The following is a 10133-nucleotide window of genomic DNA, read 5'->3' as shown; positions in this document are numbered from 1 at the left end:
GAGGAATGGATGGAAGAAAAAGCTTACTTAACCGAGAAGGAAATGGAAAAATCTGCTTTTTGTGCATGAATTTACAGAAAAAGACTTGCCTAATCTTCCTGCGGTGTTTCCGGTTTTTTGTCTATAGGCCACTACCTCTGCAACGCCTTCAAAGCCAGATTCCTTTAATGCGTTGTACCATGCTCCCCCTTGCTTAATCAAAGAACTCATGTTGTTATTTCCAATGCTACTGTGAGAACTTTGTATGTTGGGGGAAACGCCGGGTTTCACTTCGTGAACGAACAAGGCTACGCCAGCATCTTTTTTCAAATTATTTTCTAGGTCATTGTGATTTTTTGTCTTGGCTGAATCTGTCCCTTCAGAAAGATATGGGCTGTTGTACAAGGCATCTCCATCTTCAATTAGAGCTCTGTTTAGCGCATCTCTCAAATAGAACAATTTGAGCAGGTCTATTTTTTCTTTGGATTTTTCGACTATGCCGAAGATGTTCGGCACAGCAACTGCGGCGAGAATACCCATGATGGAGATAACCACCATGAGTTCGATGAGGGTGAACCCTTTTTTGCGCTTGCTTTGCTCTTGCGGCTGCATACAAACATCCCTTGCAAAAAAACGAAACCTTTACATAGAGAAAATAACTTATTTTCGCGTCTTGAAACGAATGTTTTTTCGTTTCATTGGCGAAATTTAATGAAAATCACAGAAAATAGGGCTTTTTTGCTATCTTTAGAACTATGAAAAATCTCGATATGACCCTTTACTTCATTACCGATAGCACGTGTGTACCCGAAGACCGTTTTTTGCCGGTGGTGGAGGCCGCCTGCCGGGGCGGCGCCACCATCGTACAGTTGCGAGAAAAGGACCGTTCCACACGGGAATACTTGGATTTGGCCCGGTCCACCCACGAAATCACAGCCAAGTACGGCATTCCTCTGATTATCGACGACCGAGTAGACGTGGCCATGGCCATCGGTGCGGAGGGCGTTCACGTGGGGCAATCCGATATGCCTGCTTGCGATGCCCGGCGCATTCTCGGACCCGAGAAAATCATTGGGGTTACCGCAAAGACTGTCCCGCAGGCGCTCGAGGCTTATGAGCAGGGCGCAGATTACCTGGGCTGCGGTGCGATTTACCCCACGACGACTCATGTAAAGACTGTCATTACTCCGGTGGAAACCCTGAAGGATGTCGTGAAGGCGGTTCCCATTCCGGTGAACGCGATTGGCGGGCTCAACAAGGATAATATCTTTGTGCTTAAGGGTTCGGGCATTGCTGGCATCTGCGTGGTTTCTGCGATTATGAAGGCTGCTGACCCGGAACTCGCGACGCGCGAACTGAAACAGGCTTTTTCTGCATTAAATAGTTGATGCATCTACAGAATGTCATCCTCGCGTAGGCGAGGATCCTTACATCTTGTTACAATTGTATGGATGCTCTTGCCCTACGGGCTTCGGCATGACGCTGTGGATGCCCTTGCCCTAACGGGCATCGGCATGACACAGCCTACGGCTGTGTCACTTGCTTCCGAGTAGTTTCTGGCCTGCCTTGAGCGGAGCACCCGGCTTTAGGTTGTTTATACGGCAGAGCGCTTCTATCGAGATGTTGAACCATTTGGCGACTTTCCCCTGCGTGTCGCCCTTTTTCACCACGTACGTACCTTCTTTCTTGAGTTTGCGTTGCATGTTGTAGTGTGCGCGTACAATGGATTTCTTGGAAACTTTCTCGACACCGGGTTTCAGGTCCCAGTTCGGGAAGTCGACGATGGTTTCCGGGTCGATGTTAATTTCTCCGTAATGGATTTCGAAATGCAGGTGCGCTCCCGAAGAACGCCCGGAGTTGCCTGCTAGCCCCACGATATCGCCCGGGTACACGCGTTCCCCGATTTTCACGAGCCTTTCGGAGAGGTGCCCGTAAAGCGTCTGTAACCCGTTTTCGTGGTCCACGATAACGTAATGTCCGTAGCCGCCCTTGTTGTATTTCGCCATGGTCACAACTCCCGGGAATGCTGCCAGCACGGGCTCGTCCTTGATGACGCTCACGTCTACGCCGCGGTGTAGCCTGTGGTCGCGGATGCCGTATTTTGAGGCGATGGGGGCCGGGTGCGTGATGGGGACGAGCATCGTGGAAAAATCGAAGAAGTCCTCGTTTTTCTTTTCCTTGACGACAAGTTTCGGGGCGGGCTGCTTTTCTTCGCCAACTACCTCGAATTCTACGCCCTGCTTGTCCAGGAGGATTGCCTTGGTGAATGCCTTCGGGTCGTTCGCATCAATCTTCACGACCGAGGAATCGGGCTGGGCTTCTTTCGGGGGAGCCTTATCCGCCGGTTTTGCTGTGGTCTTTGCTGCCGGCTTGCTTTTTTTTGCACTGCTCTTGACTGCGGTTGTCTTCTGCTTTTTCTTGGGTGCCTGCTTTGCATCTACATGCACGTTCATGCACGCGATGGTGAAGGCGATTGCGGCGACAAGCCTTGCCCAGCTATGTCGTGAAGCAAGAATCATTTAAGGAAAGCGAAGAATACCGCTCCGATGATGAGCACGAAGGCGACGACGTGGTTCCAGTGCAGAGCCTCGTTGTTGAAGACCGTAGTCGCGATGACGGTAAAGACCGTAAGCGAAATCGCTTCCTGTATGACCTTCAGCTGCATCAGGTTGAATGGCCCGCCGTTAATCTTGCTCCCGATGTTGTTCGCGGGAATCATGAAGAAGTACTCGATGAGGGCGACACCCCAACTGGCAAGAATCACGAGGATAAGCGGCCAGTCGGTGCTGATGTGCATTTCCTTGAGCTTGAGGTTCCCGTACCATGCAGCGGTCATGAACACGTTGCTGATGATAAGAAGGATAACTGTGAATATTCCGGCTTTCATAAGTCTATTTGTTGGTCATTGGTTATTAGTCATTGGTTTAACGTTAGGCGGCGGAGCTGCATTTGTAAAAAGCCAATGACCATTGACTAATGACTATTGACCTTTTATTCATGTTGTTTCTCGCCTCAATCTATACGGTTTCCCGGTGCTCATTTGGTAGGCGAGGCGGGCGCGCACCTGTTCTAGATATTGAATGTACTTTTCGCTCTGGTAATCGCGGTAGGTCCAGTCGAAGGCGTGAAAGTGCCCGTCCTGGAAGTATAGCGTGGGTTCCACGAAGATTCCGCGCTGCATGTACACGCGCTGGCGCTGGTCTTTTGTTGTCGCGAGGAAGAATTGCCCGAGGGTCATGTAGCCCGGGTCGAGGTTCACGGGGCGTAGGCCGGGTGTGTTGTTCTTCCGGGCGATTTCGAGTTCAATATCGTTTGTCCAGAGCTTTATGTCGACGATGGTCTCGCGCTCCACGAGGGTCTCGTAGCTGAAGAACGCGCGTACGGGCGCTGAGCCGATTTCTTCGACGTAGTAGTTGGTGAACGTGAAGGGGAAGGGGGCTAGGTTCAGGTCTTCTTCTCCGAACTTTTCTCGGAGCGTGGCGCGCACGGCTTCGACCGACGGGGCGTCCTTCGCGAGGATACCCACGATAATCTTGACCTTGGCTGGAGTCCTTAGTTCGCCCATGTTCGGGTAATTTAGTAATTTTTGCACATGCCTTCAAAATTCTCTTTCGTCTATCGTCTATCGTCTATCGTCATTTTCCTCTCGTCGCTTGCGTTCGCTGAGGCCCCGCGTGTCTTGCCCGCGATTCTTGATTCAATCCCGCACGAGCCGACCCACTTTACGCAGGGGCTTTTCTTTGACGGCAAGGACTTGATTGAAACTACCGGCCAGTATGGGGAATCCGGCCTGTACCGCCGCACGCTCGATGGCAAGATTCTCGATTCCGCAAGGCTTGCTCCCCGCTATTTCGGGGAAGGCTCGATTGCCGTGGGCGAAGACATCTTCTACCTCACGTGGAAAGCCAAGAAGGCGTTCATCTATAGCCGAAAACCGTTCAAGTATAAGGGCGAGTTCCGCATCCCTACCGAGGGTTGGGGCCTTACCTACTGGCAGAACGCCCTCCTGATGAGTAACGGCAGTGACGAACTCCTGCAGATTGCTCTCGGCGGGTTTTACGTGATGGGTTCCATCCGCGTGACAGATGCCGGTAAGCCGGTAAAGAACCTGAACGAACTTGAAATTGTCGGGAATACTTTGTATGCAAACGTGTGGCAGACCCCGCTTATTGCTGTTATCGACCTGCCAAGCGGCAAGGTGCAAAAGTACATTGACTTTTCTGCGAAGGGTCGCGAGATATACAGGAACAACCCGAATATCGATGTACTGAACGGGATTGCCTACGACGGCAAGTACCTGTGGGTTACGGGCAAGTACTGGCCGCAGATTTACAAGATTGCCGTGCCTTGATGTAGCCTTGTGCAGTAAATCCGTTTGCGCCTACTTGATGGACGAGGCGGACTCGTAAACAAGGACGTTGCTGTAGGTGAGCGCGAGGGATAGGCGAGGTTTCTTTGTATTGAAGTCGAGAATGCCGTAATGCGCGTCCAGCGAAACCCTGTGGTTATTTACCCTGAAGCTCATGTACGCGCCCACGCCGACCTCCACGTTTCCGAAATCTTCCTGATCGCCGACGGTACCCCAGTTCAGCCAGAAATTGCGGCAAATGTATTGTTCGAACCCAATGCGCAAGAAATCGCCGACAGGAATTTGCTCGATGAACGATAACCCTCCGCTGAACAACTGCGTCCATGCGGCTAGGAATGAATCCAGTTCTACGAGATCGACTTCGTCATCATCGTCTTCATAGTAACTGTACGAATAGTCATCTTCGCTGTCTGTGTCGATGCATATCCCGGTGGCGCATATCGCGGCTACCGTCACGCCGAGCCAGATGGCAGAAACCCAGCTGCGCCATCCGAAGTACTTGTCGGCGTAACCGAAGGTCACGTAGGGTGAAGGAAGGATGCCCCAGCCCGATACAAATCCGCTTCGTGTTGCGGTCGTGGTCTCGAGGGCGATGGGAATGTTCCATTCGTCACCGGAGAGGCTGAAGTTGATTTTCTCGGCACGGGCGGTAAGCACGCGTACCTTCTCGTCGTTTTGCCCCTGTTCTGCCGTTTCCATGAACCCAGACGCTGAAGGCGGGTGCATGGTGCATCCGCTGAGAGCGATAAGGATCGCAAGGATTGTCAGGTAGAAGAATCTCATACCCCTAATATACCGCCACTTTGTTCAAAGCGTATAACCGCATTTTGAAAAAACGACGAAATGCGGGTATGCGCAGATGGAATGCATTGCTCTAATTTGGAATATGAAGATCCCCGCCTCCGCGGGGATGACATCAATGAACTCCGTTGCCGTCGGCGACATCGCAGGTCACGGGCTTGCCGTTCACTTCAAGCGCGAGGGCGTCGCAGAACACCGTGCCACCCTTCACGGAGAGCGCAATTTTCTCGAAGTCCTTCACCTTCAGTTCACGCGGTTCGCTGGGAGCGACACCCTTGAAGAGGGCGCGGTCACCCGGCTTCGCGTCTTCGGGTACGGAAACGAGCCTGCAAGTGTGGGCCTCGTTGTCGAGGTCGCCCGCAAAGAGCATTCCCTGGCTCATGATACCGCGGAGAGCGCTCGGCTTCAGGTTTGCGAACAACAGAATCTTCCTGTCCTTCAGTTCCTCGGCCTTGTAGCTGTTCTTGAGGCCGCTGCAGATGGTGCGGAGTTCGCCTTCGCCGGCATCAACCTTGAGTACGTAGAGGCTCGTGGCGTCCGGATGGTCGGCCACTTCCTTGATCTGGGCCACACGCATGTCCATGGCAGCGGGCACATCGGCGGCCATCAGGGGCTTGTTCTGCTTGGACTTCGGCTGGGCTTCGGGCTTCTTGACTTCTTCCTCGATACGCGGGAAGAGCGGCTTGCCTTCACCGAACGCTTCGCCACCCTTGAGGATTCCCCAGGCGAGGTCGTCGGCGCTCTGGAACTTGCAACCGATCATGGCGAGGCCTTCTTCGGCCTTGCCCGGAATTACCGGCCACAGCAGGCTGAGCGAGAGACGCACGGCTTCGGCAGACACGTAGAGCACGGTCGCGAGTTCACCCTTGAGGGCGGGGTCCTTCGCGAGCTTCCACGGGGCCTTGACTTCGAGGTAGCGGTTGATGCTACGCACGAGCTGCATGATGGTTTCAATGGACTGGGAGAGGCGGGCCTGCGGCAGGCCTTCCTTGATTTCGGCAATCACCTTGTTTGCGAGGTCGATGACTTCCTTCTCGGCATCGCCGATGGAGGTCGCGGCGGGGAGTTTGCCTTCAAAGTTGTTGAGCACCAGGCGGTGTACGCGGTTCAGCACGTTGCCGAGGTCGTTGGCGAGGTCGCTGTTGATGCGGCGCACGAAGGCGTCGTGCGTGAAGTTCGCGTCCTGGCCCACCACCATTTCGCGGGCGAGGAAGTAGCGGAACGCGTCGATGCCGTACTTTTCCATGTAGTCCATCGGGTTCACCACGTTGCCTGCGGACTTGCTCATCTTTTCGCCGCCGTTCACGAGCCACCAGCCGTGGGCCAAAATGTGCTGCGGAAGCGGAATGTCGAGAGCCATGAGCATCGTCGGCCAGTACACGCTGTGGGTGGTCAAGATGTCCTTGCCGATGAGGTGGTAAGTGGCGGGCCAAATCGGCGTGCCGTCGGCGTAAGTCTTGTGGAAGGCGGTGGAGGCGCTCACGTAGTTCAGGAGGGCGTCGAACCAAACGTAGGTCACGTAGTCGGTGTCGAACGGCAGCGGGATGCCCCAGCTGAGGCGTGCCTTCGGGCGGCTGATGCACAAGTCGTTCAGCGGCTGGCGCAGGAATCCGCGGATTTCGTTCCAGCGGTAGTCCGGCACAATCCAGTCCTTGTGGCTTTCGAGGAAGTCAATCAGCTTCTGCTGGTAAGAACCCATCTTGAAGAAGTAGTTCTTTTCCTTGAGCCATTCCACCGGGCGGTGGCTGATGGGGTCGCACTTGTTCTCGTCGAGTTCGTCTTCGCTGAAGAAGCGTTCTTCGCCGACGGAGTACCAGCCCTCGTATTCCTTCGAGTAAATTTCACCCTTGTCCCAGAGCTTCTGCAGGCATTCCTGCACGTAGGCCTTGTGCTCGGGCATCGTGGTGCGGATAAAGAAGTCGTTACCGATACCCATCTTCTTCCACAGGTCCTCGAAGCGGTGGTAGTACTCGTCCACGTGTTCCTGCGGGGTCACGCTGCGCTTTTCGGCAGCGCGCTGCACCTTCTGGCCGTGCTCGTCGGTTCCGGTCAAAAAGAACGTCTGGTAGCCCAGGATTTTGTGGAAGCGAGTGAGGATGTCCGCGAGGACGGTGGTGTAGGAGTGCCCAATATGCGGGGCGTCATTCACGTAATAAATCGGGGTAGTAACGTAAAAATTTTTCATGGCTCCAAAGATAGAAAAATTATATTAAAGGAAAACAAGAGGTATTTATGTCTTTTATGGATTTGGCCAAGAATCGCTATAGCTGCCGTGCCTTTACCGCCCAGGCGGTAGAACCCGAAAAACTCGCCCAGGTGCTCGAGGCGGGCCGCCTTTCCCCGACGGCGGTGAACGCACAGCCCGTGACCGTGAAGGTCATCAAGTCTCCCGAGGCCCTCGAAAAGATCCGCGGCATCACCCGCATGGCCTACAACGCCCCCGTGGTCCTGATGGTCTGCTACGACGAGCCCAACTGCTACACAGCAGAAAAGTACAACGACAACTTTAACAGCGGCGTGATGGATGCGAGCATCGTGACCACCTCCATGATGATGCAGGCGACCGATCTCGGACTTGCGACCCTCTGGGCCCGCGGTTTCAACGCATCTTACATCGAAAGTGCGTTCGAATTTCCGGACAACTTAAAGCTCGCCTGCCTCTTGGATATCGGCTACGCCGACCCCGAGAACGGCGGCCCTTCGCCCAGACACCCCGTGCGCAAGAGCATGGAAGAATTCGCCAGCGAAGTGTAAAGACTACTAGCAGTAGTATGAAATTGTCCCAAAGAAATCTTTCCATTTGGTGATGACATCTTCGTTCCTTGCTTCAATGATCCGAAGGATATTTTGAAGAACCTTTGGGTTGATGCGGGAGTTATTGTGTGCTAGAAGACATTTACCCGCTTTGGTAATCCAGATTTTTGTTGCGTTCGCAGTGGGTGCGCCTTCAGACACATGGACGTGAACTGGTTCCAACGGATCGTTTTCGTTGGACCAGAAGTAAACCCAGAAAGAACCAATCTTAAAGATTTGCGGCATTGCTAAACCCACCGTTCTGAGAAAATTCCATTATCAAATGAGCTGTTGACTCAATCACCTTTTTGTAGCGGTCGAGTTCCTCATCTGAAAAACCGAATATATCTTCCCATGTGTAGGAGGGTAAATAGCATGTCGCCCGATGGAAGCCGTCTTTTACGTCGGGCTTTTCGATGTACACCTTGACGCGCCCGTCATTGCCCATTTCGGAATGGACAATTTCTGCGTTGTCGTCTAATGTCATGAAGGGGTACATCATATTGCTAAAAGGCAATATAACTTTTTCTTGCCTGGTTTGGCTAGTATTCATCGTTTGCTCCTTCCGCCTACATGCTAGAAAAGGCGAGGTTTTGTCTAGTTGTTTAGTGAATGCTTTCTACTCACTTGTGCACTAAATATAAATTTGTGAAATGCAATTGTCAAGAGAAAAATGAATTTTTTGCAATTTCCATATTGGAATATTTTCAGTACGTTCTTTTTTGTTTGCGTAATATATATTTTGTTGAATAGGGTATTTAGAGGTTCATATGCGCTACTCTTTGTTTGGATTTCTTGGAATTGTGGCAATGCTTGTCGCTTGCACACAGACTGTTTCTGCACCCAAGGATGACGACGAGTCGTCAGAAATTAGCAGTTCTAGCAAAAAGGGAACGAGTTCGGATAGCAAGAGCGATGACAAGAAATCCTCAAGTAGCATGGAACTTTTGGATGAGGAATGTGTTGGAGAGGTGGGGGTGCCTTGGGACGGAACTACGGCGAAGGATTTCGCATGCGGTGCGGGAACCAAGTTGAGTCCCTATGTCATTCTGACCGCGGAACAGTTGGCCCATCTTTCGTTTGTCGTGAACTCGAGTGATAAGGCTTATCAAGGCAAGTACTTTAAACTCGGGGCTGATATCAAACTGAACAAAGGCGATGTCATCGACGAGAAGGGTGCGTTGGTCGGTGATTCAACCAAGCTCCACAAGTGGACTCCTATTGGAAATTCGAGTGTCTCCTTCGATGGCAATTTTGATGGCGATGGACACTCCGTTAGTGGAATGTTCATCAATACAACGAGTACACACAATGGTCTGTTTGGAAATTCGAGTGGGACTGTGCAGGATTTGACTGTAGAGAATTCCTGGGTGCAGGGTGGAAGCGCAACTGCTGGAATAATAGGGAATTTGAAAGGAAATGGTTCTTTAAGTAATTCGGTTAATAGGGCTTCCGTTTTTGGGACAGGAACAGTGACAGGTGGTATAATTGGTTCTTATGAATCGGCGCATGATAAAAAAGGGACTGTGGAGAATGTTGAAAATCAGGGCGTTGTAACTGGATTGAAAAATGTTGGAGGAGTTATTGGAACTGGGAGTTCTATTAAAATTTCAGATGCAAGAAATTATGCTGAAGTTGTAGGCTCTAATAATGTTGGGGGCATTGCGGCTTCCCTTGGTTCAAATTCTGAATTAAAGAATGGTTCAAATTTTGCAAGAATTACAGGGAAGGAGTATACTGCAGGAATAGTAGGTTTCTTTGGGTATAGTTATTGCCCTGCGTCTGCGAACTATGGTTCCATGCAGAACGTTTTAAATCGCGGAGTGATTGTGGGAACGAATTATACGGCAGGGGTTGTGGGACAAGCATTGTGCGTCACTATAACGGAGTCTGCAAATACGGATTCAATTGTTGCTAATAAATATTCTGCGGGTATTATTGGCCATGCGAAAAGATCCAAAGTTGAGTCTGTCTACAATAAAGGTGCGGTGTTTGGCTCAACCAATGTAGGTGGAATTATTGGTTACAACGAAGAAGGCGTTACCAGTTCTGCTTATTCCACCGGAAAGGTTGATGGTGATTCGCTTGTTGGCTTGTGGATTTGTAGGTTTTTTAATAGTGGGTTCATGAACAACCATATTCATTACCGGTTAAGTTAAAATATATCCTTTTTTCTTGTTAAGTGGTATAC

Annotated in this window: 12 protein-coding genes; 4 read left to right on the top strand and 8 right to left on the bottom strand. The window is 51.5% G+C overall.

What is annotated here, in order from left to right; translation table 11 throughout:
• Positions 1-27 precede the first annotated feature (27 nt).
• On the bottom strand, positions 28-591 hold the full coding sequence (locus BUB22_RS17250) for a type II secretion system protein (RefSeq protein WP_073116556.1): 564 nt from the start codon (positions 589-591) through the stop codon (positions 28-30).
• A 143-nt stretch (positions 592-734) separates the two neighbouring features.
• Here BUB22_RS17250 and thiE point away from each other — a divergent pair, with 143 nt between their 5' ends.
• Positions 735-1367 carry a thiamine phosphate synthase gene (thiE, locus tag BUB22_RS15535; protein WP_073116554.1) on the top strand — a complete coding sequence of 211 codons (633 nt, stop codon included), beginning with the start codon at positions 735-737 and terminating at the stop codon, positions 1365-1367.
• 147 nt (positions 1368-1514) lie between these two features.
• On the opposite strand, the gene BUB22_RS15530 is transcribed toward thiE, so the two are convergent.
• From BUB22_RS15530 to BUB22_RS15520, 3 genes are all read right to left on the bottom strand, one after another.
• A complete protein-coding gene (locus BUB22_RS15530; RefSeq protein ID WP_083535592.1) occupies positions 1515-2498 on the bottom strand; it encodes a peptidoglycan DD-metalloendopeptidase family protein in 984 nt (327 codons plus the stop codon).
• Complete coding sequence (locus BUB22_RS15525) at positions 2495-2866, bottom strand: DMT family protein (protein WP_073116550.1); 372 nt, start codon at positions 2864-2866, stop codon at positions 2495-2497. Before BUB22_RS15525 ends, BUB22_RS15530 begins: the two co-directional genes overlap by 4 nt.
• A 108-nt stretch (positions 2867-2974) precedes the next feature.
• Positions 2975-3544 (bottom strand): DUF4416 family protein, encoded by a 570-nt coding sequence (locus BUB22_RS15520; RefSeq protein WP_073116548.1) that lies wholly within the window; start codon positions 3542-3544, stop codon positions 2975-2977.
• 27 nt (positions 3545-3571) lie between these two features.
• On the opposite strand from BUB22_RS15520, the gene BUB22_RS15515 reads away from it, so the two are divergent.
• A complete protein-coding gene (locus tag BUB22_RS15515) occupies positions 3572-4330 on the top strand; it encodes a glutaminyl-peptide cyclotransferase (protein WP_073116546.1) in 759 nt (252 codons plus the stop codon).
• Between the two features lie 30 nt (positions 4331-4360).
• Here the strand turns inward: BUB22_RS15515 and BUB22_RS15510 are convergent, their stop codons facing one another.
• Together BUB22_RS15510 and metG are read right to left on the bottom strand one after the other, a co-directional pair.
• The gene (locus BUB22_RS15510) at positions 4361-5131 is read right to left on the bottom strand and encodes a hypothetical protein (protein WP_073116544.1); all 771 of its coding nucleotides are present in this window, start codon (positions 5129-5131) and stop codon (positions 4361-4363) included.
• 133 nt (positions 5132-5264) lie between these two features.
• Positions 5265-7334: a methionine--tRNA ligase gene (gene metG, locus BUB22_RS15505; protein ID WP_073116542.1), complete on the bottom strand. Its 2070-nt coding sequence runs from the start codon at positions 7332-7334 to the stop codon at positions 5265-5267.
• A 47-nt stretch (positions 7335-7381) separates the two neighbouring features.
• On the opposite strand from metG, the gene BUB22_RS15500 reads away from it, so the two are divergent.
• Complete coding sequence (locus BUB22_RS15500; RefSeq protein WP_073116540.1) at positions 7382-7903, top strand: nitroreductase family protein; 522 nt, start codon at positions 7382-7384, stop codon at positions 7901-7903.
• A gap of 6 nt (positions 7904-7909) precedes the next feature.
• Here BUB22_RS15500 and BUB22_RS17385 read toward each other — a convergent pair whose 3' ends face one another.
• Together BUB22_RS17385 and BUB22_RS15490 are read right to left on the bottom strand one after the other, a co-directional pair.
• A complete protein-coding gene (locus BUB22_RS17385; RefSeq protein WP_073116539.1) occupies positions 7910-8188 on the bottom strand; it encodes a DUF4160 domain-containing protein in 279 nt (92 codons plus the stop codon).
• Complete coding sequence (locus BUB22_RS15490; protein WP_073116558.1) at positions 8172-8444, bottom strand: hypothetical protein; 273 nt, start codon at positions 8442-8444, stop codon at positions 8172-8174. Before BUB22_RS15490 ends, BUB22_RS17385 begins: the two co-directional genes overlap by 17 nt.
• A gap of 268 nt (positions 8445-8712) precedes the next feature.
• On the opposite strand from BUB22_RS15490, the gene BUB22_RS15480 reads away from it, so the two are divergent.
• Positions 8713-10101 carry a hypothetical protein gene (locus BUB22_RS15480; protein ID WP_139259051.1) on the top strand — a complete coding sequence of 463 codons (1389 nt, stop codon included), beginning with the start codon at positions 8713-8715 and terminating at the stop codon, positions 10099-10101.
• Positions 10102-10133 lie beyond the last annotated feature (32 nt).

Origin of the sequence: Fibrobacter sp. UWCM, from assembly GCF_900129735.1 — a bacterium.
Taxonomy (GTDB): domain Bacteria; phylum Fibrobacterota; class Fibrobacteria; order Fibrobacterales; family Fibrobacteraceae; genus Fibrobacter.
The sequence above is the reverse complement of the archived record's forward strand: the minus strand, read 5'-3'. Positions and strand labels throughout refer to the sequence as shown.

Coding starts and splice junctions, on each gene's coding strand:
- BUB22_RS17250 (WP_073116556.1), bottom strand. CDS start 591: ATGCAGCCGCAAGAGCAAAGCAAGCGCAAAAAAGGGTTCACCCTCATC.
- thiE (WP_073116554.1), top strand. CDS start 735: ATGAAAAATCTCGATATGACCCTTTACTTCATTACCGATAGCACGTGT.
- BUB22_RS15530 (WP_083535592.1), bottom strand. CDS start 2,498: ATGATTCTTGCTTCACGACATAGCTGGGCAAGGCTTGTCGCCGCAATC.
- BUB22_RS15525 (WP_073116550.1), bottom strand. CDS start 2,866: ATGAAAGCCGGAATATTCACAGTTATCCTTCTTATCATCAGCAACGTG.
- BUB22_RS15520 (WP_073116548.1), bottom strand. CDS start 3,544: ATGGGCGAACTAAGGACTCCAGCCAAGGTCAAGATTATCGTGGGTATC.
- BUB22_RS15515 (WP_073116546.1), top strand. CDS start 3,572: ATGCCTTCAAAATTCTCTTTCGTCTATCGTCTATCGTCTATCGTCATT.
- BUB22_RS15510 (WP_073116544.1), bottom strand. CDS start 5,131: ATGAGATTCTTCTACCTGACAATCCTTGCGATCCTTATCGCTCTCAGC.
- metG (WP_073116542.1), bottom strand. CDS start 7,334: ATGAAAAATTTTTACGTTACTACCCCGATTTATTACGTGAATGACGCC.
- BUB22_RS15500 (WP_073116540.1), top strand. CDS start 7,382: ATGTCTTTTATGGATTTGGCCAAGAATCGCTATAGCTGCCGTGCCTTT.
- BUB22_RS17385 (WP_073116539.1), bottom strand. CDS start 8,188: ATGCCGCAAATCTTTAAGATTGGTTCTTTCTGGGTTTACTTCTGGTCC.
- BUB22_RS15490 (WP_073116558.1), bottom strand. CDS start 8,444: ATGATGTACCCCTTCATGACATTAGACGACAACGCAGAAATTGTCCAT.
- BUB22_RS15480 (WP_139259051.1), top strand. CDS start 8,713: ATGCGCTACTCTTTGTTTGGATTTCTTGGAATTGTGGCAATGCTTGTC.